The sequence below is a fragment of the Microvirga sp. M2 genome, from assembly GCF_047497095.1.
Lineage (GTDB): Bacteria > Pseudomonadota > Alphaproteobacteria > Rhizobiales > Beijerinckiaceae > Microvirga.
The window spans coordinates 3,060,230-3,087,103 of sequence record NZ_CP134063.1 but is presented as its reverse complement, the minus strand read 5'-3'; the positions used below and the strand labels follow the sequence as shown (position 1 = coordinate 3,087,103).

General features: G+C 63.3%; 24 protein-coding genes. 14 read left to right on the top strand and 10 right to left on the bottom strand.

The window, feature by feature from the left end; all coding sequences use genetic code 11:
* Nucleotides 1–22: 22 nt before the first annotated feature.
* Nucleotides 23–1,762, bottom strand: a complete 1,740-nt coding sequence (locus RE429_RS14640) for a B12-binding domain-containing radical SAM protein (protein WP_414471470.1) — start codon at nt 1,760–1,762, stop codon at nt 23–25.
* 875 nt (nt 1,763–2,637) lie between these two features.
* Between RE429_RS14640 and RE429_RS14635 the strand changes: the two genes are divergently transcribed.
* Nucleotides 2,638–3,261 carry a 2OG-Fe(II) oxygenase gene (locus RE429_RS14635; RefSeq protein ID WP_414471469.1) on the top strand — a complete coding sequence of 208 codons (624 nt, stop codon included), beginning with the start codon at nt 2,638–2,640 and terminating at the stop codon, nt 3,259–3,261.
* A gap of 358 nt (nt 3,262–3,619) precedes the next feature.
* On the opposite strand, the gene RE429_RS14630 is transcribed toward RE429_RS14635, so the two are convergent.
* From RE429_RS14630 to RE429_RS14600, 7 genes are all read right to left on the bottom strand, one after another.
* Nucleotides 3,620–4,420 (bottom strand): hypothetical protein, encoded by an 801-nt coding sequence (locus RE429_RS14630; protein WP_414471468.1) that lies wholly within the window; start codon nt 4,418–4,420, stop codon nt 3,620–3,622.
* Nucleotides 4,421–4,527: 107 nt separating this feature from the next.
* Complete coding sequence (locus RE429_RS14625) at nt 4,528–4,701, bottom strand: type II toxin-antitoxin system HicB family antitoxin (protein WP_414471467.1); 174 nt, start codon at nt 4,699–4,701, stop codon at nt 4,528–4,530.
* Nucleotides 4,698–5,057 carry a helix-turn-helix domain-containing protein gene (locus RE429_RS14620; RefSeq protein WP_414471466.1) on the bottom strand — a complete coding sequence of 120 codons (360 nt, stop codon included), beginning with the start codon at nt 5,055–5,057 and terminating at the stop codon, nt 4,698–4,700. Before RE429_RS14620 ends, RE429_RS14625 begins: the two co-directional genes overlap by 4 nt.
* The gene (locus RE429_RS14615) at nt 5,047–5,325 is read right to left on the bottom strand and encodes a BrnT family toxin (RefSeq protein ID WP_414471465.1); all 279 of its coding nucleotides are present in this window, start codon (nt 5,323–5,325) and stop codon (nt 5,047–5,049) included. The genes RE429_RS14620 and RE429_RS14615 overlap by 11 nt, the downstream gene beginning before the upstream one ends.
* Nucleotides 5,326–5,512: 187 nt before the next feature.
* Entirely contained in the window at nt 5,513–6,673 is a 1,161-nt protein-coding gene (rnd, locus tag RE429_RS14610; protein ID WP_414471464.1) for a ribonuclease D, read from the bottom strand.
* Nucleotides 6,674–6,717: 44 nt separating this feature from the next.
* Nucleotides 6,718–7,104 carry a hypothetical protein gene (locus tag RE429_RS14605; protein WP_414471463.1) on the bottom strand — a complete coding sequence of 129 codons (387 nt, stop codon included), beginning with the start codon at nt 7,102–7,104 and terminating at the stop codon, nt 6,718–6,720.
* Nucleotides 7,105–7,183: 79 nt separating this feature from the next.
* Nucleotides 7,184–7,891: an alpha/beta fold hydrolase gene (locus RE429_RS14600; RefSeq protein WP_414471462.1), complete on the bottom strand. Its 708-nt coding sequence runs from the start codon at nt 7,889–7,891 to the stop codon at nt 7,184–7,186.
* Between the two features lie 147 nt (nt 7,892–8,038).
* On the opposite strand from RE429_RS14600, the gene aspS reads away from it, so the two are divergent.
* Together aspS and RE429_RS14590 are read left to right on the top strand one after the other, a co-directional pair.
* Nucleotides 8,039–9,847 carry an aspartate--tRNA ligase gene (gene aspS / locus RE429_RS14595; RefSeq protein WP_414474211.1) on the top strand — a complete coding sequence of 603 codons (1,809 nt, stop codon included), beginning with the start codon at nt 8,039–8,041 and terminating at the stop codon, nt 9,845–9,847.
* 365 nt (nt 9,848–10,212) lie between these two features.
* Nucleotides 10,213–12,516, top strand: a complete 2,304-nt coding sequence (locus RE429_RS14590; protein WP_414471461.1) for an NADP-dependent malic enzyme — start codon at nt 10,213–10,215, stop codon at nt 12,514–12,516.
* Nucleotides 12,517–12,747: 231 nt separating this feature from the next.
* Here the strand turns inward: RE429_RS14590 and RE429_RS14585 are convergent, their stop codons facing one another.
* Both RE429_RS14585 and erpA read right to left on the bottom strand, forming a co-directional pair.
* Entirely contained in the window at nt 12,748–14,601 is a 1,854-nt protein-coding gene (locus RE429_RS14585) for a hypothetical protein (protein ID WP_414471460.1), read from the bottom strand.
* A 107-nt stretch (nt 14,602–14,708) separates the two neighbouring features.
* Nucleotides 14,709–15,035 (bottom strand): iron-sulfur cluster insertion protein ErpA, encoded by a 327-nt coding sequence (gene erpA / locus RE429_RS14580; RefSeq protein WP_414471459.1) that lies wholly within the window; start codon nt 15,033–15,035, stop codon nt 14,709–14,711.
* Between the two features lie 192 nt (nt 15,036–15,227).
* Here erpA and RE429_RS14575 point away from each other — a divergent pair, with 192 nt between their 5' ends.
* From RE429_RS14575 to serS, 11 genes are all read left to right on the top strand, one after another.
* Complete coding sequence (locus RE429_RS14575; RefSeq protein ID WP_414471458.1) at nt 15,228–16,436, top strand: deoxyguanosinetriphosphate triphosphohydrolase; 1,209 nt, start codon at nt 15,228–15,230, stop codon at nt 16,434–16,436.
* Nucleotides 16,437–16,522: 86 nt separating this feature from the next.
* On the top strand, nt 16,523–18,286 hold the full coding sequence (gene argS, locus RE429_RS14570; RefSeq protein WP_414471457.1) for an arginine--tRNA ligase: 1,764 nt from the start codon (nt 16,523–16,525) through the stop codon (nt 18,284–18,286).
* A gap of 107 nt (nt 18,287–18,393) precedes the next feature.
* Nucleotides 18,394–19,866 carry an SPOR domain-containing protein gene (locus RE429_RS14565; protein ID WP_414471456.1) on the top strand — a complete coding sequence of 491 codons (1,473 nt, stop codon included), beginning with the start codon at nt 18,394–18,396 and terminating at the stop codon, nt 19,864–19,866.
* Nucleotides 19,867–19,942: 76 nt separating this feature from the next.
* A complete protein-coding gene (gene nagZ / locus RE429_RS14560) occupies nt 19,943–20,962 on the top strand; it encodes a beta-N-acetylhexosaminidase (RefSeq protein ID WP_414471455.1) in 1,020 nt (339 codons plus the stop codon).
* A gap of 39 nt (nt 20,963–21,001) precedes the next feature.
* A complete protein-coding gene (locus tag RE429_RS14555) occupies nt 21,002–21,811 on the top strand; it encodes a segregation and condensation protein A (protein ID WP_414471454.1) in 810 nt (269 codons plus the stop codon).
* Between the two features lie 17 nt (nt 21,812–21,828).
* Nucleotides 21,829–22,542, top strand: a complete 714-nt coding sequence (gene scpB / locus RE429_RS14550) for an SMC-Scp complex subunit ScpB (RefSeq protein ID WP_414474210.1) — start codon at nt 21,829–21,831, stop codon at nt 22,540–22,542.
* Nucleotides 22,539–23,663 (top strand): ABC transporter ATP-binding protein, encoded by a 1,125-nt coding sequence (locus tag RE429_RS14545; RefSeq protein WP_414471453.1) that lies wholly within the window; start codon nt 22,539–22,541, stop codon nt 23,661–23,663. Before scpB ends, RE429_RS14545 begins: the two co-directional genes overlap by 4 nt.
* 56 nt (nt 23,664–23,719) lie before the next feature.
* On the top strand, nt 23,720–23,959 hold the full coding sequence (locus RE429_RS14540; protein ID WP_414471452.1) for a twin-arginine translocase TatA/TatE family subunit: 240 nt from the start codon (nt 23,720–23,722) through the stop codon (nt 23,957–23,959).
* A 60-nt stretch (nt 23,960–24,019) separates the two neighbouring features.
* Complete coding sequence (tatB, locus tag RE429_RS14535) at nt 24,020–24,604, top strand: Sec-independent protein translocase protein TatB (protein ID WP_414471451.1); 585 nt, start codon at nt 24,020–24,022, stop codon at nt 24,602–24,604.
* Entirely contained in the window at nt 24,604–25,410 is an 807-nt protein-coding gene (gene tatC, locus RE429_RS14530) for a twin-arginine translocase subunit TatC (RefSeq protein ID WP_414471450.1), read from the top strand. Before tatB ends, tatC begins: the two co-directional genes overlap by 1 nt.
* A 102-nt stretch (nt 25,411–25,512) precedes the next feature.
* Complete coding sequence (gene serS, locus RE429_RS14525; RefSeq protein WP_414471449.1) at nt 25,513–26,874, top strand: serine--tRNA ligase; 1,362 nt, start codon at nt 25,513–25,515, stop codon at nt 26,872–26,874.

The window sequence follows — 26,874 nt, the reverse complement described above, 5'->3', positions numbered from 1 at the left end:
TAAGGTGCGGCGAGAACACCGCTTACGGTCGTCCGACGCGGACAAAGTTGTTTCGCTGGTTGCCCAATATGCTGGCTACGATCTGCATGATCTGATTTTCGCGATCATTCTGAGACGCTACGCCGAGTTCAAGGTAGACCGCATAGATGAGAGCGAGACACGATACTTCTCGCGGCATGATGAGGTGCTTCCATTGGAATTCACTTTTCCAGAACGAAAGAATCTCTGCGCCTCGCGTTTGAGCGCGGTGGGCGACGTCGCGTAGATATTCATCGCTGGGAAGGACAGCTTGTGGATAAGATAGGACCTGCCCGGTCCCCGGTACGGTAATCTCTCCGGGGACGATCACGTATTGATCGTTATCGAAATAGTGCGTACCAGGATAAGGGGCGATAAATGTGGTAATACCAACATTGCATTCGAGGCCGACGTACTTCAGGATCTTGTCGCACGTGTAGATTAGGCCGTCCCGAGTAATCTTGGGGGCGAAAAGAATGATGTTGAACGAACATTTCATGTTGTTGTTCAAAATATTTCTAATCGCGATGTCGGATCGGTCGTTCTCCAAGCGCTTGTTGAAATCCTTTAAGCTATCTCCGTACCATGACTCAGCACCGAAGGCCACGACCTTGAATCCGGCTTTGTACATCAATGCACAAATGTCATCGGTGATCATTTGTGCCGTTGCGCGACATCCAAAGTGGCCGTCGATTCCGTGTTCGATGATCGCCTCGCAAAACTGCTTGGCGCGCTGAGGCATGGCGAGGAAGTTCTCGTCGTCAAAGTAAATGAAGATCTCTGGGTCGGTTGCTAAAATCTTCACACATTTCTCGACCAACTCTTGTGCCGATGCGCCGACGACTCGCACTTTTTTCTCGTCTGACGCGAGTTTGAGAAAGTTTGTGCTGATGCAGAACGAGCAGCCATAAGGGCAATAGTTTGACGTAATCAGCCTGATCATCTTCGGGCTAAGATCGAGGATCTGGAGCAATTCATCGTCATAGTTGTCGTTGATATATCTCCAGTAAGGCTGATAGTCCTTCACATCCATTTCATAGGTTGAGAACACCTCTGAGTACTGTTCTGAGTTCAAGGGAATGGCGGGGGGATTGACGACGACAGTCCCGTCGCTTTTCTTGAATAACCAGCCTCCGATGTGTTTCGAGTTATCTATAATGTCGTCGGAACTCGGCTGAGAGGCGGCACGGATGACCTTGATCAGTTCGATCAGCGGGAACTCGCCTTCGCCACGGAGGAGGCCATGGATGGGAAGCTTCTCTATATACTCTCGGTAGCGAGCCGTTGCTTCAATCCCGCCCGTCACAATAAAGCTATTAGGGCATGCATTTTTCAGCGCCCAAACATTGGACAGGTCCTGCTCAAGAGTGTCATAAAAAAAGGGATAACCAATCAGGGGCGGCTGATATGTTTTCAGCAGGGAATATACTTCCTCTCTGCTATGAATGTTAAAATCTACAACGGCTGTCTTAATATTGTGGCGCTTTTCTAGGTAATGCTTAATTCGCCAAGTGCCGTGATATAGGTTAGGTATAAATCGTGATATAGAATGCTCAGCACTTCGGTCAGGCTTAACAAGTACTATGGTCGTATATTCATCAATAGATATAGGTGTCTTCTCAAATTGCCGGGTATCGTACGAAGTTAGGGCTCCGCTTAGCAACTGGCTTCTAACTACGTGATCTTTCTTTGGTAAATTGTCATTTTTGTGTGAGTGTGACTTAGAGTTTGGAATTGTTGCCATGGCAATACTCACCTTAATCGATCGCCGCCAGTTTGCGTTCCCGTGATAGGCAAATCCCAGGTTTATTCGTTACGTTATTTCGTAAACAAACTGATCGCAAGGGCTAAGTAACTTGGCCTTGGATTAGCGCACCTATGTGTTGATACTTTCGTGCGCGTGATCGGCGGGCCTAGATATGAATTAGGTCGCCGGAATGTGGATATCGGCATCACGTGGAGGTGAGTCTTGCTGGAATGATAGGTCACACCATGGGGAGACAACCGCTGATCGATATGAAGATGACCAATGGTGCCCTCGCGAGAGGTGGGTGCACAAGAATGGCCACTCGCTTGCCAAGTTGTCGCGGAAATACCTGAAATCCCGGTGTTTCGAGAACAAGCCCACTCTATCGGTGATTGCTGTCTGGTGTAAGTTGCGTAACTTTGGTGTCGGTCCTATGAAGCGAGCGATCAGCCAAGCCCGATGGAGCCCTTTGATCCCGAGCAGCGGGAACTCATGCGATCCCCTCTTGATGACCTGAGTATCTTGAGGGGGCATTTCTGGGGAATTACGCGGTTTCTAGCAATTGAAAGCGGAATCGTTCAGCGGTGCGGCAGAGATACCGACTACGAGTGCCTCAACGGTAAGTTGGCAAGTTCGGCGCCTCCAGGATCGGATGGGAACGCAATTAGAACTGCTACCCCTTTTCTTGGAAACGGCTCTCTTCTTTCGCGTGCCGCATGATTGACGGCGAACCGGATCCATTTCGCCGAAAAAGGCTCTTGTGCGGCTGACGGGGCTTGCGTTTTCCGGCTGCTTTGCACAACCCTTTAACTTGGGTTAAAGAAATTCCGCCGCTCATCACAAGAGCGGAGCAGAATTTGGCGGGAACGGCAATGAGCCTCATCAATCTGTCGGCCGTGCAGAATGCACAACATTCGCGCGACCCTTACGATCATCTTCTGGCGTCCGAGTTCTTGAAACAGGACGCGATCGACGATCTCCGGCGCGATTTTCCCGAGATCAGCAAGCCCGGCTACCTCACTGTCGACGAGGTCAATCTCCATGGCCGCTTCAAGGCGCTGATCGAGGAGCTCGAAGGCCCTGAGCTGACCGAGGCCCTGTCGAAGAAATTCGGCGTCGACCTGCACCCGTACCCGCGCCTGACGACGATCATGAAGAAGTCGCAGCCCAAATACGGCTCGATCCACACGGACGGGCCGTCGAAGGTCATGACCATGCTCGTCTACATGAACGACGCATGGCAGCAGGACGAGGGTGGACGCCTGCGGGTGCTCTACGACGGCCAGAACTTCGAGCCCTACAAGCTCGAAGTGCCGCCGATGATGGGCACCATGTTCGCATTTCTGCGCTCGGACAATTCCTGGCACGGCCATCTCCCGTTCGTGGGCGAGCGCCGGGTGGTCCAGATCGCCTGGGTGAAGAGCCAGGCGGACGTGGACCGCAAGAAGAAGCACAACAAGATGGCCCAGTTCTTCAAGGGAATCTTCGGACGGTAGGCTGCCGTATCCGGAGGAATGGGACTTATCCTTCGTCATGGCCGTCCCCGGACTTGATCCGGGGATCAGTCCCGGCCATTCGCGTTTTCCGTTCTAACTTCGCCCTGAAGCACATGCCTCCCAGGCAAAGGCTGAACAGCCTTCTTGGAAACGACACTCGCCGCCGCTTACGTGCGTCAGACAGATCCCATAACCCCGCGATAAGAAGACAGCCGCCAATCCATGCGACTGTAAACCAATCGTGTTGGATGGGCGATAGATTGGCCTTCGCCTGCCCGATGAGCCAATTCATCTCCCATGGATACAGGATCATCCCTGCGGTGCAGAAATTAACGAAAGAGAGGGGCAGGCGGATCACTTATCCGGCTCGTCCAGCGGTTGTCATTTCTAGAGGAGCAGAAGTAAATTCTTCGGCGATTGCCTTGCGCCGCGCATCAAAATGATCTGCCTTGTCTTTAAATTCATAGATGTCAAAGGTGTCGTTCACGATTCTGTCTGAAGTATCAGCAAGATATTTTCGTGTCTCAGCTAGCAGGGGATCTATATCCAATGCTTTTGATTTAGCCGTTTTGAAGGCTTGTTCATAATTTTCCTGAGGAATTTTGAGTATTAAGGACCGTATGTTCACATCAATGCCAATAACATCTTCGTAAAAGGCGTAATATAGATCGATTTCAAGCCTCTTATGGGTGTCGATCTTAAATAATTGGGCGGCGACTTCACCAAGATTTCCCAAAGTCAGAAGGGCGTGAATCCACCTCTGGACAAGCAGTAAGGGTAGGTGTTCTTGGGACCTGTCAGGCCAAGTATCTCGGACGTAATGTGACCATGCGTCAGCAAGAAGCGGGATATCGTTTTTAGGATTGGCGGCTGCATAGATGGCCAGCCATTCAGATTCTTGGAGCATATAGAGAACACATCGCTGACGCTGAAGGATCCATGTCTCTTCTTGTGCAATTCTTTCAAGACGCTGTTGAAAGCCAGATCGCCAGTGATCAAGCAAGGTAGTGCCATCTGACCACTTAGATGTGATGGTCTCTGTTAACTTTTCATACCCTATCGGTTTGGAAATGAGGCCCGCGCTAAATACAAGCAGGTCTTGAAAGCTCAGATGCCTTTTAAGTCGAGCCTTCAGCAAAATCCGCACCCGATCAAGCACCAAGAGCCCCTCCTATCGAGCGGTGAAACTTTATCACGATTCGACCAGGTGTCGAGATGAAGGGCTAAGCTCCCTAAGGTGTCAGTGCCGACCCTCCCCGCCTTGGTCTATACAGCTTCCGCCATGACTTTCTTGGCCGCGAGGGTCAGGAAACCCGCGCGGGAATAGCCATGGCTCTCCGCATAGTTGTCAATTTTCTGAAGGGCGTTCTCAGGGATCGTGATGGTGACCCGCGCGACCTTGGGGGGCCGGGCTCGGAACGGAGCATCGCGCAACGTCAAGTGGTGCTGACGATGCGCTCCACAAGTGTCGGCTCCTGTTCGATGACCTTCAAATAGGCCCTGAGAGCGGAGTCCGGTTCAGTGCGGCCCTGCTCCAGATCCCGGAGCCGTCCGAGATTGAAACAGTAACGCTCGGCGAATTCGCGCTGCGTCAGCCTGGTCCGCTCTCGAACGCGACGGACGGCTTGGGCCCCTGTCAGGCGGTCAAGTTCTTTGCTCGTCAGAGGCGGATTGTCCGGGTCGTTCTCCGCGGCACGGGTCATCTCCTCGTCCGTCAGGGCCCCGAGACGGGCGCTCTCTTCAGGGGTCAGCTTGCGAGGGTTCGCCCTTAGATCGGTCAGGGTTTTACGAGCCATAACGCTTCTCCTCTAAGGCGTTGGCGCGGCGGGCCGAGATGATCCGGCAAGTCGTGCCGCGCATGGTGAAGACGAAAACAAAGAGCCTGCCGTCGACCATGCCGACTGCCTTGTTGCGGAATTCGCCCTGCTCAAGGCGGGAGGCATCGAAGCAGATGCAGGTTTCATCAAGGAACACCTGAATTGCATATTCGAATGGAACGCCGTGCTTGGCGAGATTGCTCTCGGCTTTGGCGTCGTCCCATTCGAATTCGCTCGGTGCGTTCACGAAAATATAGTACGGAATTCCCGCACTAATTCAACGGGAAAATACGGAAATCCCGTAGTAACTCCGGCCGCCCCGTGGGGCCATTTCCATGAGGAAACACCCGGGCCATCAAGCGGTGGAGCGGCCCCTGTGAGGGGGAACGCGCCCATGCCCGGGCCAGCGCCGCCGACGCTGGAGGGAGGCTGCCTTACGCGCTTTGAAGGGCCCGCATCTTCACCCGCCCACGCTCGAGCACGAGGCCGAGTCTGCCGTTCTTGAGGGCGAGCGCCTGTTCGCCGAACAGGGCGCGGCGCCAGCCGTGCAGGGAGGGCACGTCCGCCGTATCGTTCTCGGCGATGGCCTCGAGTTCCTCGACGGTGGCGATGATCTTGGGGGCGACACCCTCCTGCTCGGCCACGGCCTTGAGCAGGACCTTCAGCAGATCCACGACGGCGCCCGTGTTGCCTCGCCCGCGGCTGCGCTCGGGCATCGGCACCGTCGCGGGGTCGCGGGCGACGCCGCGCTCGACCGCTTCCAGGATATCGGCGCCGGTCCGGGACCGCTCGAAGCCGTTGGGGATGGAACGCAGCCTTCCCAGCGCCTCGACGCTGCGGGGGGCGGAGGTCGCGATGTCGATCATCGCATCGTCCTTGAGAATGCGCCCGCGCGGCACGTCGCGCCCCTGCGCCTCGCGCTCGCGCCAGGCGGCCACCTCCATGAGGACGGCCACCTCCTTCGGTTTGCGCAGGCGGCCGGCGAGGCGGCGCCAGGCGTTGTCGGGGTCGGCCTGGTAGGTCTCGGGCGAGGTGAGGATGGACATTTCCTCGGTGAGCCAGTCGAGGCGGCCGTTCTTCTGAAGCTGGGCCATCAGCGCCTCATAGACCTTCACCAGATGGGTGACGTCCGAGAGGGCGTAGGTGAGCTGCGCATCGGTGAGGGGGCGGCGCGACCAGTCCGTGAAGCGGGAGGACTTGTCGATCTTGGCCTTGGCGAGATCGTTCACCAGCTGCTCGTAGGAAACCGAGTCGCCGTAGCCGCAGACCATCGCGGCGACCTGGGTGTCGAACAGCGGCTCGGGCACGATGCCGCCCAGGTTCCAGACGATCTCCAGATCCTGCCGGGCGGAGTGGAACACCTTCATGACGGCCTTGTCGGACATCAGCGCCATGAACGGTTCGAGGCTGATCCCCTCGGCCAGCGGGTCGATGAGATAGGCATCGGACGGGTCGGGGCCGGCCATCTGGATCAGGCACAGCCTCGGATAATAAGTGGTCTCGCGCAGGAACTCCGTGTCGACGGTGACGAACGGATGCTGGCTCAGGCGGGAGCAGGCGTCGGAGAGCGCCGCGGTGGTCGTGATCAAATTCATGGCAAAGTCTTTTAGCGGAACCTGATTGTGCAGGCGACCCCTCGTTAGGCGCGCCGAAGGGCTTTCCTCCGCTCTTTTGACTGCTTTTCGGCCCGCTTCATGAGCCAGTCAAGGATATTCCGGTCGACCACGAACCCCGTCTCGGCGTCCTCGAGACGTTCGATCCGATCCACCCGGAAGCCGCGATAGCCGTCGTCGGACATGTCGATGCCGCCGAGCAGCATCTTGCCGGGGCCCACTTTCAGCTCGCGTGCGATCACCCAGCGCCGGGTCGCGTTGCCGGCCTGGTCGACATAATCGATCTCGAGGGCGCCGTCGAAGGGATAGACGTGCCAGTTCCCCTCGATCCGCTCCTCGATCGGAGCGTTCGGCCCATGTTTGAGCAGGGTTGTCGCATGAGTCATCGCCATGGGATGGATATGGTAATTCACGCTTTGTTCTTCAAGGCAAAAGCCTTGAAAAATAAGGGTTTGAGGGTGAAAATCGGGCGGTGCTTCAGGCTTGGAGAAATCAGATGGGCCGAGGGGCGGAAAGGCACTCCACGAAGGCTTCAATCGCCCTCGCAACGGGCCCTGGATGGGTTTCGAGGATCATATGATAGCCGTCGAGCAGGACCACCTGGGCATCTGGGCGAAGGCTCAGAAAACGACTGATGTGCCCCCGTGGAAGAAGTCTGTCCTTGGTGCCATGAATGATCAGGATCGGCTGGGGGAGACGGCTGATGATCTTGCTCACGTCCCCGTCAAGGGCCAACGTGACCCTATGTTTGGCAAGCCTTGAAGGGAGCTGCTTCAAAGCCGCTCGCATCCGGCGAGGGACATCGCTGGAGCCCTTGTTGCCCATCATGAGCCAGCCCAGCAGATCATAGGGAATGGCGCGGAGAGGAATTAAGGGCAGGAGAGGCTTGGCTGCCCGCAGGTAGGTGAGCTTGGGAAACGACGCGATGAAGACGATCCCTTTGACCTTGTCAGGACGCTTCTCGGCGATCATGGCCACCAGAGGACCGCTGAAAGACTCGCCCGCCAAGACGACCGGCCCGTCGGGCAGGAGCGCGGAAAAATGTTCGGCCAGAGCCTCGTAGCCCAGGCTTGTATCATCCGGCAGAGCGAAGATTTGAGCCTCCACTCGGCCTTCCAGGGCTTCCGGCAGGCCTCGGCGCAACTCGGGATCGCCATCGATTCCAGGGAAAACGAGCAGCTTGGGCTTTGAGTGGGACATCAGGGACTTCGGCCATGCTTCCGGCTGAGGAACTTTGTTACAGATTGCCTCGGAGCACAATCCTGTCGTTCGTCCTTGACTTCCCGGGCCTCCCATGGATGTTGCGCGTAATTCCGAACCAGCAGGCTTTTTCCCATGTCCGCCTCCATGCACCGTTACCGTTCCCACACTTGCGGCGCGCTCCGCGAATCCGATGTCGGCCAGGCGGCCCGCCTTTCCGGCTGGTGCCACCGTATCCGCGACCACGGCGGCGTGCTGTTCATCGATCTGCGCGACCATTACGGCATGACGCAGTGCGTGATCGATCCGGATTCCCCGGCCTTCAAGATGGCCGAAACCGCCCGTTCGGAATGGGTGATCCGCGTCGACGGCAAGGTCCGCAAGCGCCCGGCCGGCACCGAGAACCCGGAGCTGCCCACCGGCATGATCGAGGTCTACATCACCGACATGGAGGTGCTGGGCCCGTCGGACGAGCTGCCGATGCCGGTCTTCGGCGACCAGGACTACCCGGAGGAGACCCGGCTCAAGTACCGGTATCTCGATCTTCGCCGCGAGAAGCTGCACAACAACATCATGAAGCGCGGCGCGATCATCGACAGCCTGCGCACCCGCATGAAGTCCGGCGGCTTCTTCGAGTTCACGACGCCGATCCTGACGGCCTCCTCGCCCGAGGGCGCGCGCGACTTCCTGGTGCCCTCGCGCATCCATCCCGGCAAGTTCTACGCGCTGCCGCAGGCCCCGCAGCAGTTCAAGCAGCTGATCATGATCTCCGGCTTCGACCGGTACTTCCAGATCGCGCCCTGCTTCCGCGACGAGGACCCGCGCGCCGACCGTCTGCCGGGCGAATTCTACCAGCTCGACGTGGAGATGAGCTTCATCACCCAGGAAGACGTCTTCCAGACCATGGAGCCGGTGATCCGCGACACCTTCAAGGAATTCGCCGACGGCAAGCCCGTCACGGACGTGTTCCCGCGGATCCCGTATTTCGAGGCGATGCTGAAATACGGCTCCGACAAGCCGGATCTGCGCAATCCGCTCGTGATCGCCGACGTGTCGGAGGTGTTCGAGCGCGAGGACGTGACCTTCAACGCGTTCAAGAACGTCATCAAGTCCGGCGGCGTCGTGCGCGCCATCCCGGCCACGGGCGCCGCTTCGCAGCCGCGCTCCTTCTTCGACAAGCTCAACGACTGGGCCCGCTCGGAGGGCGCGCCCGGCCTCGGCTATATCGTGTTCGAGGAGGAGGGCGGCCAGATCATCGGCAAAGGTCCGATCGCCAAATTCATCCCGGAAGCCGCCCAGGCGGCGATCCGCGAGAAGGCCGGCATCCAGCCGGGCGATGCCGTGTTCTTCTCGGCCGGCACCGAGGACAAGGCCGCTTCTCTCGCCGGCAAGGCGCGCGTGCGCATCGGCGACGAGCTGGGCTTGGGCAACAAGGACCAGTTCGCCTTCTGCTGGATCGTCGATTTCCCGCAATACGAGTGGAACGAGGACGAGAAGAAGATCGACTTCTCCCACAACCCGTTCTCCATGGCCGATATGGGCCACGACGAGTTCATGGCGCTCGACCCGTCGGACAAGGACAAGATCCTCAAGATCACGGCCTTCCAGTACGACATGGTCTGCAACGGCTACGAGATGGCCTCGGGAAGCATCCGCAACCACCGCCCCGACCGGATGGTGAAGGCCTTCGAGATCGCCGGCTACGGCGAGAAGGAAGTGATGGAGCGCTTCGGCGGCATGTACCGCGCCTTCCAGTACGGCGCACCGCCCCACGGCGGCATGGCGGCGGGCGTGGACCGCATCGTGATGCTGCTCTGCGGGGCGCACAACCTGCGCGAGATCACGCTCTTCCCGATGAACCAGAAGGCGGAGGACCTCCTGCTCGGCGCGCCTTCCGAGGCGACACCCAAGCAGCTGCGCGAACTGCACATCCGGACGAACCTGCCGGAGAAATAAGGCGCCTCGTCGGGAAAGCGCGAGACCCGATCACCGCGTCATGGCCGCACTCGCTGCGGCCATTCGCGTCTTTGGGCGACGATGCGCCAAGGCCGGGATGCCGATGAGGGAGGCGGGAGCGCTTCCTTCCCGCGTCATGGCCGGGCTTGTCCCGGCCATCCACGCCTTTCCAAACCGCAGGGCGTCGAAGGCGTGGATCCCGGGGCCGATCCCCGGATCGAGGCCGGGCGCCTTGCGTTCCGGGCAGACCCGTCATGCCCGCATCCGGGTTTCCGCCTCGCCCCGAGAGAAGAGCGTTGACGCAAAGAGCAAGGGCGCGCACAAGGACCTTTCAGGTTAAACGGCTTGTGTAAGGAGCGTTGGCGATGCCGGAGAACATCTCGCAGGATTTGAAATCGGGGGCGATGTTCTACCACCAGCATCCGCGCCCCGGTAAGCTCGAGATCCAGCCGACCAAGCCCCTCGGCAACCAGCGCGACCTGGCTTTGGCCTATTCTCCGGGCGTGGCCGCACCCTGTCAGGCCATCGCGGCCGATCCGGCCGAGGCCGCCAACCTGACCTCCCGCCAGAACCTCGTGGCCGTGATCTCCAATGGCACCGCCGTGCTGGGCCTGGGGGATATCGGTCCGCTCGCCTCCAAGCCCGTCATGGAGGGCAAGGCGGTCCTGTTCAAGAAATTCTCCGGCATCGACGTGTTCGACATCGAGGTTGACGAGAAGCGCGTGGACAAGCTCGTCGAAGTGATCGCGGCGCTGGAGCCCACCTTCGGCGGCATCAATCTCGAAGACATCAAGGCTCCCGAGTGCTTCGAGGTGGAGGAGCAGCTCAAGAGCCGCATGGGCATTCCGGTCTTCCATGACGACCAGCACGGCACCGCCATCATCGTCGGCGCCGCCGTCACCAATGCCCTGGAGCTCGCGGGCAAGGACATCGGGGAGGTGAAGATCGTCACCTCCGGCGCCGGCGCCGCCGCGCTCGCCTGCCTCAACCTGCTCGTGTCGCTGGGGGCCAAGCGCGAGAATATCTGGGTCACCGACATCGAGGGCGTGGTCCATGACGGCCGCAACGAGCTCATGGACCGCTGGAAGTCGGTCTACGCGCAGAAGACCGACCTGCGCACGCTCGCCGACGTGATCCCGAATGCGGACGTGTTCCTGGGCCTTTCCGCCGGCGGGGTTCTCAAGCCCGAGATGGTGGCCGAGATGGCCCCGCACCCGCTGATCCTGGCGCTCGCCAATCCCTACCCCGAGATCATGCCGGAGGAGGCCGAGGCCGTTCGCCCCGACGCCATGATCTGCACCGGACGCTCCGACTATCCGAATCAGGTCAACAACGTCCTTTGCTTCCCTTACATCTTCCGCGGCGCGCTCGACGTGGGCGCCACCACCATCAACGAGGAGATGAAGGCCGCCGCCGTGCAGGCGATCGCAGGCCTCGCCCGGGAGGCACCGTCGGAAGTGGTCGCGCGGGCCTATGGCGGCGAGGCGCATCCCTTCGGGCGCAAGTCCCTGATCCCGAGCCCCTTCGATCCGCGCCTGATCCTGCGCATCGCCCCGGCGGTCGCGAAGGCCGCCATGGATACGGGCGTCGCCACGCGCCCGCTTGAGGATCTGGAAGCCTACACGGAATCGCTCGGCCGCTTCGTGTTCCGCTCCGGCTTCATCATGAAGCCGCTGTTCTCGAAGGCGAAGTCGAACCCGAAGCGCGTGATCTATGCCGAGGGCGAGGACGAGCGCGTGCTGCGCGCCGTGCAGGTGATCGCCGAGGAGGGGCTGGCAAAGCCGATCCTGATCGGCCGCCCCAGCGTGGTGGAGACGCGCATCAAGCGCTTCGGCCTCTCCATGAGCATCGGGCGCGAGTTCGAGCTGGTGAACCCGGAAGACGATCCGCGCTATCGCGACTACGTGGCGTCCTATGTGGAGGCGGCGGGCCGCAAGGGCATCACGCCGGACGCCGCGAAGACGCTGGTGCGCACCAATTCCACCGTCATCGGCGCGCTGGCCGTGCGGCGCGGCGATGCGGATGCGCTGATCTGCGGCCTCGAGGGACGTTTCCAGTCCCGCGTGAAGCACATCAAGGACATCATCGGCCTTGCTCCGGGCGTCCACGAGATGGCGGCTCTGTCGCTGGTGATCACGCCCAAGGGAGCGTATTTCCTGGCGGACACGCACGTGCAGTTCGATCCGAGCGCGGAGGAGATCGCCGACATGACGATCGCCTGCGCGAGCCATGTGCGCCGCTTCGGCCTGGAGCCGAAGATCGCGCTGCTCTCGCATGCGGATTTCGGCGCGGCGGATACGCGCTCGGCCGTGAAGATGCGCGAAGCCCTGGCCCGCATCAACGAGCGCGCTCCCGACCTGGAGGTCGACGGCGAGATGCAGGCGGACGCGGCTCTGTCCCAGATGATCCGCGACCGGGTGAACCCGGGATCGCGCCTGACGGGCGAGGCGAACGTGCTGATCATGCCGAACCTGGACGCGGCCAATATCGCCTTCCAGTTCACGAAGATCCTGGCGGATTCGCTGCCGGTGGGGCCCATTCTCATCGGCCCGGCGAAGCCCGCGCACATCCTCACGCCGTCCGTCACCGCGCGCGGCATCGTCAACCTCACGGCCATCGCGGTCGTCGAGGCGCAGGCCGCCGATCAGGATCAGCCGGTGCTGATTTAGTTCACGCCTTCACCGCCTGGCCGTCCGGCGCAGTCCCGTCGTCACGGGGTGCCGAAGGCGAGCCGGGGATCCCTATCCCCCGAGGGGCGGAAGAGAGCGCATCGGGGCCCGTTGCGCGCTTTCTTTGACTGCCGTTGTCACGGATCTCCGCCTGCGCCGGGATGACGAGCGGGCGATGTGAATCGAAAACGGCCGCAGCAGGTGCGGCCGTTTTTCTGCCTGGACCTCGTCCTACTCCGCCTTCGCGGTGATCTTGAGCTTGTTCATCAGTGCCTTCGGATCGGATGTGAGCACCACGTCCATCACGCCGAAGCCCGAGGGGTTCTTCGGCTCGGCATCGATGGTCAGCCTGCCGGGCTTTTCGATGAAGCGCGCGATGGCCTTGCCCAGGGACTGGGCCTGCTCCGAATTGCCGATCATGCTCGAGAGCACGAGCGGCGTGGCGCCTGCGTAGAGCTTCCGCAGAGCCTCCGGCGAGGCGCCTTCCTCCTTCGCGGCATTGGCCAGATAGCGCTCGAACAACCCCTTGTTCTCGATCGTGACGCGCGCGGCCTTCGCCTTGACGCCGATCAGCGCGGCCGAGGCGGTCGCTCCGTCGGTGCTGAAGAGATCCGGGCTGACATTGCCCATGAGGCCGGTCATGCGCAGGCTTCCCATGTCCTTGCCGTCCATGGAGAGCTCCGTGATGGCGATCTCCTTCGCGGCCTCGTTCCAGCTTGCGGCGATCACCAGGGAGCCGTCGACGGACTTGTAGCCGAGCGCCTGAAGCTGCTGGACGAGTTCATCGTCGCTGTCCTCCGGAAGGGTCGTGGAGACGTTGCGCTGCTCGAAGCGGATATTCGTCGGGATGCCGTTGACGGGCTTGTCCGCCGTGAGCTCCATGAGGCCCAGAACGACGCGGATCCGCTCGCCGGGCTTGTCCCCGTCCTCGCTTGACGCATCGATGTCGAGGTCCGTCATGCGCAATGTTCCGAGTGTGGGAACGAGGCTGCGCAGGGCGGCGCTGTCGAGGTCGGTCAGCGATTGGCTGTCGAGCGACTTGAGCGCTTCGATGGTCGGCGCAAGGGAGAAGCCCGAGAGGCTGATCGCGCCGACCTTGACGCGGCCGTCCGCATCCCCGACGTCGATGCCCTCCATGCGCATTTCCGAGGGTTGCTGACCGGCTGCGCCGGTATAGGCGAGGCGCGCGATGGAGCCCGTTCCCTTGTTGTCCTTCCCGTCGCCCTTGAACGTGATGCCGGTGGCCTCCACGAGGCCCGCGTCGAAGGCGCTGAGAAGGTCGGCGGCGATATGCATGAGACGGGTCCGCTCTTCGGGCGTGGTCTCGTCCTTCTGAGCGAGCTCGTCGATGGCGGCGAGCGTGCCGTTCCAGGAATCCTGCGTCGGGCGGGCCATGATGTCCCGACCACCGATGCGGGCAACCTGGATGTGGTAGTCGCCGCCCGCATCCGCCATGTCGATCTTCTCGATGGAGAAGGCGCCGTAGATTTTCGTCAGCGGACCGGAAGCGCCCTTCGTGTCGTAGAGTTTGACGAAGGCGGGCATATCGACATCGCTCACGGAGATCCGTCCGTAGCTGATCAGGCTCTTGCCCTGCTTGTCCGTCCCTTCGATCGCGCTGGCCTCGACCATCGCGGAGGCGATCCGGCCCTGCACGATATCGTTCAGGGAGACGTTCCGGTGGAGCGAGATCTGCGTGTCCTGGCCGAGCTTCTGCGTGATCCTCAGCTCGGGAATGCTCACCTTCTTGGCGTTTATCCGCGCGAGTTTGTCGGCGAGAGGGCCGGATCCGGCGGAGAAGAGGCTTTCGATGTCGCTGCGCGGCACCGAGACGCCCGTGAACGTCATCTGCTTCGCTTCATAATCCGCGCCGCCCCAGCTGAAGCGGACGTTCTCCAGGGTGAAGCTGTCGAGGGTCTGGGCGAAGGCCGCGCTCCACAGGGAGGTCCTCACGGCCCCGATGGAGACCTCGTGCGAGCCGCCGCCTGCGACGAGGTCGCGAAGGACCGCCGGCTCGAATCGCATGGCCGCCGTTCCCGCCATGAGGGCGAGTGCGCACACGCCTGAGCGGTGAAGAATCGTCATTGTCGTGATCCCGCAAAAAGCCGAAAGCCTGAAGGTTCGTTCCTTCAGGCCGGACTGTCTTTGCGAAAGGCTAATTCGGGCGACAGAGTTTCACAAGGAGCAAAGTTTCACAAGGAGAATGAGGTTCCGCAGCCGCAGGAGGCCGTGGCGTGGGGGTTCTCGATCTTGAAGGACTGGCCGATCAGGTCGTCCACGAAATCGATCACTGAGCCGTCCATGTACTGGACGGACACTTCATCCACCACGACCGTGGCTCCGTCCTTCTCGATGAGGAGGTCGTCGTCCTGACGGGTCCGGTCCACGTCGAAGGCGTATTGGAACCCCGAACAGCCGCCTCCATTGACGCTGATTCTCAGCATCGAGCCTTCCGGCTCGGTGGTCATGATCTCGTTGATGCGGCGGGCGGCGCGCTCGGTCAGGGAAATTCCAGTCATCGTACTTCCGGTCCTCACAGGGACATAAGAGCATTTTCAGGAAAAGCGGATACCGGTTCGCCGCCCGAAAATGCGTGAGTACACTATATCCCATGGTGATTTGCTGCCAAAACGGCAAATCACCATGGTCTTGGATATGCTCTCAAGACAAGGTAAGTGCGCCCTGACAAGGCTTCAACCCGAGGATGATCCGTGCGGCCCTTTGGCGAGAGATGGCGAGCCCCCTATGCCTGCGATCCGTGGGCGAGCCGTGGGCGGCTTTACCCGACGGCCGTTTCTCCGACCCGCAGCGAGTTCCAGCGCGACCGGGACCGGATCATCCATTCCTCGGCCTTCCGGCGGCTCAAGCACAAGACGCAGGTGTTCGTCTACCACGAGGGCGACCACTTCCGCACGCGCCTGACCCATACCATCGAGGTGAGCCAGATCGCCCGGGCCCTGGCCCGGTCGCTCGGCCTCGACGAGGACCTGGCCGAGGCCCTGGCCTTGTCACATGATCTCGGCCACACGCCCTTCGGCCATACGGGCGAGGACACGCTCGAAGAATGCATGGCCGGTTTCGGGGGCTTCGACCACAATGCCCAGGCGCTTCGGGTCGTCACCCGCCTGGAGCGCCGCTATCCGGATTACGACGGGCTCAACCTGACCTGGGAAACCCTGGAAGGGCTCGTGAAGCACAACGGCCCGCTGCTCGATGCCGAGGGCCAGCCGACCCTGCGCTATGCGGCGCGGGGCGTGCCGCTCGCGATCATGGAATACAACGCGGTGCAGGACCTGGAGCTTGCCACCTTCGCCGGCGGCGAGGCCCAGGCCGCCGCGATCGCCGACGACATCGCCTACGACGCCCACGACATCGACGACGGCCTGAGGGCGGGCCTGTTCAGGATCGACGATCTGCGCGAGGTGCCGTTCCTCGAGGAGATCCTGGCCGAGATCGATGCGCGCTGGCCAAATCTCGACCTGTCCCGGCGCATCCACGAGCTCACCCGGCGGGTCATCACCCGCTTCGTGGAGGACGTGGTCGCGGAGGGGGACCGGCGGCTTTCGGCGCTGTCGCCCCAGAGCGCCGAGGAGATCCGCAGGGCGGACGAGACGATGGTCTGCTTCTCCGGGGAGATGAGCCGGTCGGACGCCGCCATCAAGCGCTTTCTCTATGCCCATATGTACCGGCACCCGGAGGTGATGCGGGTCCGCACTCAGGCGGACGAGGTCCTGCGGGACCTGTTCCGCCGCTTCAAGGCCGAGCCTGAGCTGATGCCGGAGGAATGGCAGGCGGATCTGCCGCGGGAGGACGAGCCCCGCCTCGCCCGCCGCGTCGCCGACTACATCGCCGGCATGACGGACCGTTATGCGATCCTGGAACACCGGCGTTTGTTTGACGTGACGCCGGACTTGCGTTAGGCGCGGCGAAGCCTTTTGAAAGCCGACCCGCTTCCGAAGCGGTATCGCGGCTGGGTCTGCCCAGTCGTCCATTGAGATGAAGTGCCATGAACATTTTCGGGTTGTTTGAGAAGCGGGTCGCCGACGCCCTCGGCCGTCTGGCCGGCCAGGGCCAAATTCCATCGGGCCTCGATGTGAGCCGCGTCGTGGTCGAACCGCCGCGCGATCCGTCCCACGGCGATCTCGCCACCAACGCCGCCATGGTCCTCGCCAAGGAGGCGCGCATGAACCCGCGCGCGCTCGCCGAGCTGATCGCGGCCGATCTCAAGGACGATCCGCGCGTCACCCGGGTGGAGATCGCGGGGCCCGGCTTCATCAATATCCGCCTCGCGCCGCAGGTCATGCACGAGGTGCTGCGCGCCGCCGTGGCGGATACGGCCGGGTTCGGCCGGAGCGGGCAGGGGGGCGGCACCGCCGTCAACGTGGAATACGTCTCCGCCAACCCGACCGGTCCCATGCATGTGGGGCACTGCCGCGGCGCGGTGTTCGGCGATGCGCTCGCCGGGCTTCTCGACTTCGCGGGCTACAAGGTGACCCGCGAGTACTACATCAACGATGCGGGCGCGCAGGTCGACGTGCTCGCCCGCTCGGCCTATCTCCGCTACAAGGAGGCCCTCGGCCAGGATATCGGCGGGATCCCGGAGGGGCTCTATCCGGGCGACTATCTCAAGCCCGTCGGCGAGCGTCTCGCGAAGGAACACGGGGCGGCACTGCTCGACAGGCCCGAGGCCGAGTGGCTCCCGCTCGTGCGCGAGGCGGCCATCAACGCCATGATGGACATGATCCGCGACGATCTCGCGGTGCTCAACATCCATCACGACGTATTCTTCTCCGAACGCTCCCTGCAGCTCGGCCCCGACGGAGACCAGGTGAAGGAGCTCATCACGGAGCTGCGCGGGCGCGATCTCGTCTATATGGGACGTCTGCCGCCTCCCAAGGGCCAGAAGGACGAGGATTGGGAGGACCGCGAGCAGCTCCTGTTCCGGGCGACGGCCTACGGCGACGAGGTCGATCGTCCGCTGCTGAAGTCCGACGGTTCCTACACCTACTTCGCTTCCGACATCGCCTATCACCGCTCCAAATTCGCGCGCGGCTTCGCTTCCATGATCGACGTCTGGGGCGCGGATCACGGCGGCTACGTGAAGCGCATGCAGGCCGCCGTGAGGGCCGTCACGGACAACCAGGGCGAGCTCGACGTCAAGCTCTGCCAGCTCGTCAAGCTCCTGCGCGGCGGCGAGCCCGTGAAGATGTCGAAGCGCTCCGGCGACTTCGTGACCCTGCGTGAGGTGGTGGACGAGGTGGGCCGCGATGCGACCCGCTTCATGATGATCTTCCGCAAGAACGACGCGACCCTGGATTTCGACCTCGCCAAGGTGGTCGAACAGTCCAAGGACAACCCGGTCTTCTACGTGCAGTACGCCCATGCCCGCTGCGCCTCGGTCTTCCGTCAGGCGGCGGAGGCTTTCCCCGGGGAGGACTTCTCGGCGACCCAGCTGGAGAAGGCCGATCTCGCGGTTCTCGGCGACGAGGCGGAGACGGATCTCATCCACCGGATCGCCCAGTTCCCGCGTGTGGTGGAAGCGGCGGCCGAAGCTCATGAGCCGCACCGGGTGGCGTTCTACCTCTACGACCTCGCCAGCGCCTACCATAGCTTATGGAACAAGGGCAAAGACTTGCCGCAATTACGCTTTGTTAATCTAACTGATAAAGATTCAACGAAAGCGAGGCTTGCGCTCGTGCATGCCCTGAAGGGGGTGCTCGCATCTGGCCTCGCAATCTTGGGCGTCACGGCACCCGACGAGATGCGCTGATATTTTCCCATGCGGATCAACCGCTTGGGGAACGCGTGTGCCGGATGCTGTCACGTCGTGCCGGCGGAGCGATGAGGGCTCCTGTCGCGTAACTGGAGAACCGGCGCATGAGCGAATCAGTGAAGCCCCGTTTTGCCGTCGATCTGAACGAGATCGAGCGGCACCTGGCCCAGGCGGGCTCCCATCCGTCCCAGCCCGCCGCCGCAACGCGCAACGACCCGTTGGCGGAACTGGCCAAAATCGTAGGCCAGGAAGACCCGTTTCAGGCCATTTTGGCCAATGACGGCGCGGCGCGGCCGCGTCAGCAGCCGTCGCCGATCGACGAGCTGTTCGCCGCCCGCGACAATGTGACGCCTGCCGTCCGCCAGGCTCGGCCGCAGGCGCAGCCTGAAGCGTTCGAGGTCTCGGCGTTCGACCGGGCCGGCTATGCCCGTCCGGAGGCGCCCCGCGGACGGGCCCCGGCTTACGGCTATCAGCAGGCGGCTCCGGTCCAACCGCAGGATTCCTATGATCAGGGAGCCTATGCGGACGGGTATTACGACCAGGCCGACGGCTACGGTCAGGCGGATGGGTACGGGCAGGCGGACGGCTACGGCCGGGACGATTACGCGCAGCCTGACCGTCTCGACTATCCGGCGGTTCGCAAGCCCCGCTCCCGCAAGGGATTGGTGGCCATGGGCGCGGCCCTCGGCGCAATCGTCGTCGGCGGCGGCGTTGCCTATTTCTCCACGGGTTCCTCGGGCCCTGCGGGCGGGGAGCCGATCCTGGTCCAGGCGACCAAGGCCCCGGTCAAGGTCCAGCCTCAGAACCCGGGCGGGGTCGAGATTCCGAACCAGAACAAGCAGATCTACGAGCGCACCCAGAATACCGACACCAAGGTGGTGAACCGCGAGGAGCAGCCCGTCGACGTCAAGCAGGCCATGCATTCGAACGGCTCCGTCATGGCGGATGCCACGGGTGCGACGGCCGCGAGCGCCGCCTCCCAGGGCCGGAGCGCGCCGAACAGCCTCAATCTCGGAGAGCCGCGCAAGGTCCGTACCGTCACGATCCGCCCCGACGGCTCCGTGGTGGGCGCTCCCGAGGCGCCGAGCGCCCATCCGGCTTCCGCTGCCGCGCCTGCGATGACGATGCCGGCGGCGGCCCAGCCCAAACCGGTTTCGACCTCGGCCACGCCGGTCGCCGCGCCCGCTACGCCCGCGTCGGCGCCGAAGCCCACGCCGGCGGCAGCGACCCCTGTCAATCCGGCGCCCGCCGCTGCTCCCGCACCCCAGAGGGTGGCCTCCGCCCAGCCCATTCCCGTGGCGGCGCCCGCGTCGCCCGACACGACGACCACGGCGGCCGGCGGCTATGCGGTCCAGCTCGGGCTGGCCAATTCGGAAAGCGCGGCCGAGACGGCCTTCACCTCCTATCAGAGGAAGTATTCGGATCTCGAGGGACTGCCGTCCATGATCCGCAAGGCCGAGGTGAACGGCAACACGATCTACCGCGTCCGCGTCGGCCCCATGTCGCGGGAAGAGGCCTCCTCCCTCTGCTCCAAGCTGCAGGGACAGGGCGGTCAGTGCTTCGTGGCCAAGAACTGACGGCTCGTCTCACTGACGGCTCGTCTCGACGAGAAGACTTCTTGACCCCTTCCATCAAGGGACTTAAGGCGCGGGCATGAAAACCCGCGCCTTTATCGCTGGCTGCGCCGGCCATGAGCTGACCCCCGACGAGATCGCCTTCTTCAAGGAGGCGGCGCCCTGGGGGTTCATCCTGTTTCGCCGCAACGTCGACGGCCCCGAGCAGGTGAGGGCGCTCTGCGCCTCGCTGCGGGAGGCGGTCGGGCGCGAGGAGGCCCCCATCCTCATCGATCAGGAGGGCGGTCGGGTCCAGCGCCTGGGGCCGCCCCATTGGCCGAAATATCCGTCCGGCGCCGCCTATGGCGCCCTCCATGCCAACGACCCCCTCGTCCAGCGGGAGCTGGCCCGACTCGGCGCCCGCCTGATCGCCCACGATCTTCGCTCCGTCGGCGTGACCGTGGACTGCCTGCCCGTTCTCGACGTGCCCTCGCCCGGCGCGCACGACGTCATCGGCGACCGGGCCTACGGCAAGACGCCGGAAAAGGTGGCCGTTCTCGGCCGCGCGGCGGCGGAAGGGCTTCTGGCCGGCGGCGTCCTGCCGGTGATCAAGCACATTCCCGGCCACGGCCGGGCCGGGGCCGACAGCCATCTGGCGCTGCCTGTCGTCGAGGCGACCCGCGAGGAGCTCGAGCGTCACGATTTCGCGCCGTTCCGCATGCTGACGGACATGCCGCTCGCGATGACCGCCCATGTGGTCTACACGGCGCTGGATCCGGAGCATCCCGCCACGACTTCCGCCGCCGTCATCCGGGACATCATCCGCGGCCATATCGGCTATGACGGCCTCCTGATGACCGACGACCTGTCCATGAAGGCCCTGTCCGGCTCCTTCCGGGAGAAGACGGAGGCCGCCTTCGCGGCAGGATGCGACATGGCCCTGCATTGCAACGGTCAGATGGACGAGATGGCGGCCGTGGCCGAGGCATCCCCCCTTCTCGAGGGCGAGCCCCTGCGCCGGGCCGAGGCCGCGCTGGCCCGGATCCGGCACGAGCCGGAGCCGCTCGATCCTGTGGATGCGCGGGCAAGACTCGATGCCGCCCTTGCGGCGACGTCGTAAGCGCCGCAAGCTCGAACCCGCTTCAGTAGAGTACGCTCCATGGCCAAGCCCCTACCGTTCGAGGACGTCGAGCCCACCGCCGAGCGCGCGGACAGCGAGCCCGCGCTCCTCGTCGACGTGGATGGGTTCGAGGGCCCGCTCGATCTTCTGCTGGAGCTTGCCCGCCGCCAGAAGGTCGACCTGCACCGCATCTCGATCCTGGCCCTGGCCGAGCAGTATATCGCCTTCATCGAAGAGGCGCGCCGCATGCGCCTGGAGCTGGCGGCCGATTACCTCGTCATGGCGGCCTGGCTTGCGTATCTGAAGTCCCGCCTTCTGCTGCCGGAGCCTCCCAAGGGCGAGGAACCGAGCGCGGAGGATCTGGCGACCGCCCTGGCCCTGCGGCTGCGCCGCCTGGAGGCGATCCGCGAGGTCGCCAGGAAGCTCGGCGAACGGTCCCTCCTGGGCCGCGACGTCTTCGGCCGTGGCGCGCCCGAACCCGTGATCGTTCACCGGGATGCCCGCTACGAAGCCGGCCTCTACGAGTTGCTCAAGGCCTATGCGCAGCAAAGGCAGGTGCAGTTCAACAGCCGGGTTTCCCTCCACAAGCGCAACGTCTGGTCGCTGATCGACGCCCGTGACGCCCTGGAGCGCCTCGTCGGCCACCTCGATGACTGGGTGACGCTCGATACCTATCTGGTGGAGTACATGGTCGAGCCGTCCATGCGGCCGACCGTTCTGGCCTCGGCGTTGTCCGCGACCCTCGAGATGGTCCGCGAGGGCAAGCTCACGGTCAGGCAGGACGAAGCCTTCGCTCCGGTCTGGGTCAAATCCGTCACCGACCCGGCCGAGACAGGAGCCCAACCATGATGGACGAAACGGCCGGCATGCAGGATGCCGGATCACCCGCAGAGACTTCGGCCGAGAGCCGCGTGCCCGATCACGGCGAGGCGATCCGGATCGCCGAGGCTCTTCTGTTCGCCTCGGCCGCGCCGCTCAGCGCGGACGAGCTGGCCGGCCGCCTGCCCGAAGGCGCGGATATCGAGCAGATCCTCAAGGACCTCCAGGGGCTGTACGCGCTCCGGGGCGTCAATCTCGTTCGGGTGGCGGGCAAATGGGCCTTCCGCACGGCGGGCGATCTCGCCTTCGTGCTGGCCCGCGACGTGGTCGAGCAGCGCAAGCTCTCCCGCGCCGCCATGGAGACCCTGTCGATCATCGCCTACCACCAGCCGGTCACCCGCGCCGAGATCGAGGAAATCCGCGGCGTCGCCACGTCCAAGGGGACTTTGGACCTGCTGCTGGAAACCGGTTGGATCCGCCTTCGCGGTCGCCGCAAGGTGCCGGGGCGGCCCGTCACCTATGGGACGACGCCCGCCTTCCTCGATCATTTCGGCCTGGACGCGATCGAGGACCTTCCGGGCCTCGAGGAGCTGAAGGGCGCGGGCTTCATCGAGGGGCGCGTTCCGTCCGACATGTCCGTGCCGGCGCCCTCGGATGCGGAGGCGCTGCGCGAGGACGAGGATCCCCTGGATCAGGACGAGCCGTTCCAGGAGCCCCTCGAGATGCATCAGACGGTGACGGACGAGACGGGCAGGGAATGAGCGACAGGCCCCCCATCTCCGCGCGAGACCGGTTCAGGCTGCCCCGATGGGGACAGCGCGGCACGGCCGGCGCGTCGATCCCGGCTCAGCTGGCCTTCGAGGACATCGTCCAGACCTACAGCTCGACCCGGGCGCTCAACGGAGTGTCGCTGACGGTCGAGCCGGGCGAGCTGGTCTGTCTCCTCGGCCATTCGGGCTGCGGCAAGACAACGCTCCTTCGCATCGCGGCGGGCGTGGAGGCTCCGACCTCCGGGCGGGTGCTGATGGACGGCCGCGAGGTCAGCGGGCCCAGGGGCTTCGTGGAGCCGGAGCGGCGCGGCATCGGCCTCATGTTCCAGGATTATGCGCTGTTCCCGCACATGACGATTCTCCAGAACGTGATGTTCGGGCTGAAAGATCTCTCGGCCTCGGAGGCCGACATCGCGGCCCGCCGGGCCCTGTCGCGCGTCGGGCTCGAGCATTACGCGAGCGAGTTTCCGCATACCTTGTCCGGCGGCGAACAGCAGCGCGTGGCGCTGGCGCGCTCCATCGCGCCCCGGCCCGGCGTGCTGCTCATGGACGAGCCGTTCTCCAATCTCGACCGGCGCATGCGCGACGCGATCCGTGATGAAACCGTAGCAATTCTGAGGGAAACAGGTGCGACGACCATCGTCGTCACGCACGATCCGGAGGAGGCCATGCGGATCGCCGACAGAATCGTGCTGATGCGGTCCGGAGGCATCGTGCAGCAGGGTACGGCCGAGGAGATCTATCGCAATCCCGTCAATCTCTTCGCCGCGCGGTTCTTCTGCGACTTCAACGAGATCGAAGGCCAGGTGCGCAACCGGCAGGTGATCTGTCCGATCGGCGTGTTCCCGGCTGCGCATCTGCCGGACGGCCCGGCCATCGTCTGCGTGCGCCCGCAGGGCGTGCGGCTGAAGCCGCCAGGCTTCTGCCTTCCGGGGCGTGTGGTATCACGCCGCTTTCTCGGCGAGGTCGATTTGGTGCATATCGATGTGCAAGGAGTCGATCGTCCTCTCCAGGCCCGCGTTCACGATCTCGCGGGCGTGAAGGAAGGTCAGGATGTGGGCATCGATGTTGGACCAAAGGATGTCCTTGTTTTCGCCGCGTCCGACGCATAGGTTGGCCGCAAGTTAATATTCCGAAGCCGCGCCTTTCAAGGCGCAGGAGGATTGCCATGGGTGGCGCTAGTATTTGGCATTGGATCGTTGTGGGTTTGATCGTTGTCCTGCTCTTCGGACGCGGCAAGATCTCCGACATGATGGGCGACGTCGCCAAGGGTATCAAAGCCTTCAAGAAGGGCATGGCCGAGGACGAGTCTCCGAAGCCCGTGCAGCCCTCCGAGCCGGTTCGCACGCTCGATCATCAGGCTGGTACGCCGACGAATGCGGCGACGACGGATCACAAGATCGGTTGAGTTTCGAGTGGCAGCCACAACCGTGGCTGCGGTGAGTAAAAGCAGGGTCGAGGCCGCGCCATGTTGGACATGAGCTGGGGTGAGGTCATGGTGATCGGCGCCGTCGCGTTGATCGTGATCGGCCCGAAAGATCTGCCGCGCGCGCTTCGGACGGTCGGACAGGTCACGGGGAAGCTGCGCCGCATGGCGGCGGAGTTTCAGGGACAGTTCAACGAGGCCATGCGCGAGGCCGAGCTCGACGACGTCAAGAAGCAGCTCCAGGGCATGAACGACTCCGTCTCAAGCCTCAACAGCACGAGCTTCAACCCGATCCAGACGATCCGCGACGAGCTGAAGACGGCTATCGAGAAGCCGGAGACGGCGCCCGTGTCCGCAACCGAGCCCGTTCCCGCAATCGAGCCTGCGCCCGCGGCCGAGGCTGCATCGGCAGCGGATGTCGCTCCGCCGGTGGGGGACGCCGCCGCTCAGGCCATCGTGGAGGGGCGGGCGCCCGCGCCGTCCGATCCGCTGATCGATCTCCCGCCCCCGCCGGTGGACGACCCAGCCGAAGCCATTGCCGAATCCCTGCGCCGTGAGGCACAGATCGAGGCGCAGAAGGCGGCCGCTGCGGAAGCGGCCCCAGAGAAACCGGACGCAAAAGTCTGATGACCACCACCCCCGTTGAAGAGGATGAGGTCGAGGCATCGCGCGCGCCTCTGATCGAACATCTGACCGAGCTGCGCTCGCGCCTGATCAAGGCGCTCGTGGCCTTCGTGATCATGTTCTTCATCTGCTTTGCCGGCGCGAAGTACATCTACAACGTCCTGGTATGGCCGTACGTTTTCGCGGTCGGTTCGCCGGAACGGGCGCATCTCGTCTATACGCACGGCCTGGAATACCTGTTCACCCAGATCCAGGTGGCAGCCTTCGGGGCGGGCTTCCTGGCCTTCCCGGTCATCGCGGTGCAGATCTACAAGTTCGTGGCGCCGGGACTCTACAAGAACGAGCGGCGGGCCTTCCTGCCCTATCTCGTCGCGACGCCGGTTCTCTTCGCCATCGGCGCGGCCTGCGTCTATTTCATCGCCATGCCCACGCTCATGCGCTTCTCGGTGGGCATGCAGCAGCTGGCGACGGCCAACGAGCCGGCCATCGAGTTCCTGCCCAAGGTCAGCGAGTACCTGTCGCTGATCATGACCCTGATCTTCGCCTTCGGCATCTGCTTCCAGCTGCCCGTGGTCCTGACCCTTCTGGCCCGGGCAGGAATCATCGATTCGCAGTTCCTGAAGAGCAGACGGCGCTACGCCATCGTGATCGTCTTTATAATCGCGGCCGTGCTGACCCCTCCGGACGTGATCAGCCAGTTCTCCCTTGCCGTCCCGACTTTGCTTCTTTACGAGGCGTCCATCTTCTCCGTCCGCATGGTCGAGAGGAAGCGTGCGGAGGCCGAGGCCGCGCGCGCGGCGGAAGGATAGGGCTCGAAGAGCTTCCGGTCGGCCGCTCATCCTTGGCGTGAACAACAGGGGCGGTCGTGCCACGGGCAGGGCCGGTCCATCCAGCAGGCTCGAGTCAGTCCCATGCACGACATCCGTTCCATCCGCGAGAATCCCGCGGCTTTCGACAAAGGCCTCCGGAACCGGGGCATGGAGCCCCTGTCCGAGCGCCTGATCGCTCTCGACGATGCCCGCAAAAGCGCCGTGTCGGCCCTGCAGGCCGCCACCGAACGGCGCAATGCCCTGTCGAAGGAGATCGGCCAGGCCAAGGCCAAGAAGGACGAGGCCCGTGCGCAGGTGCTGATGGCCGAGGTCGCCCGCATCAAGGAATCGGTGCCGGGGCTGGAGGAGGCCGAGCGGGCCGCCGACAAGGCCCTGTTCGAGGCTCTGGCCGCGATCCCGAACATCCCGAAGGAGGATGTGCCCATCGGAGCCGACGAGCACGGCAATGTCGAGCGCCATCGCTTCGGCACGCCGCCGGTGATCAACGACGCCAAGCAGCACTTCGAGATCGGCGAGGCCCTCGGCCTCATGGATTTCGAGACCGCCGCGAAGCTCTCGGGCTCCCGTTTCGTCGTTCTAAAGGGCCAGCTCGCGCGTCTGGAGCGCGCGCTCGGCCAGTTCATGATCGACCTGCACACCAACGAGCACGGCTACATGGAAGTGAACCCGCCGCTGCTGGTGCGGGACGAGACCATGTTCGGCACCGCGCAGCTGCCGAAATTCGAGGACGATCAGTTCTGGGCGTTTCCGGGAAATTCGCTCGAGCAGGCTCTCGGCGCGGCCCTTGAAGGCCAGCCGCGCGAGGCGGTCCGCAAGATCATCAGGGACACCCGCTACGGCATGATCCCCACGGCGGAAGTCACCCTCACCAATCTCGTGCGCGAGCAGATCCTTTCCGAGGAGGAGCTGCCGCTGCGCTTCACCGCGCTCACGCCGAGCTTCCGCGCGGAGGCAGGGTCCGCCGGCCGCGACACGCGCGGCATGATCCGCCAGCACCAGTTCGTGAAATGCGAGCTCGTCTCGATCACGACGCCGGAGACCTCCGCGGACGAGCACGAACGCATGCTCACCTGCGCCGAGAACGTCCTGAAGAAGCTGGAGCTGCCGTTCCGCACCATGACGCTCTGCACGGGCGACATGGGCTTCTCCTCGACGAAGACCTACGACATCGAGGTCTGGCTGCCGGGGCAGGGGATGTATCGCGAGATTTCGAGCTGCTCGGTCTGCTCGGATTTCCAGGCGCGCCGCATGAACGCCCGCTACCGCTCGTCCTCCGAGAAATCGCCGCGCTTCGTGCACACGCTCAATGGTTCGGGCCTCGCGGTCGGCCGCACGCTCGTGGCCGTTCTGGAGAACTACCAGAACCAGGACGGCAGCGTGACGGTTCCGGCCGCCCTGCGGCCCTATATGGGCGGTGTGACCCGCATCGAGCGTCAGGCCTGA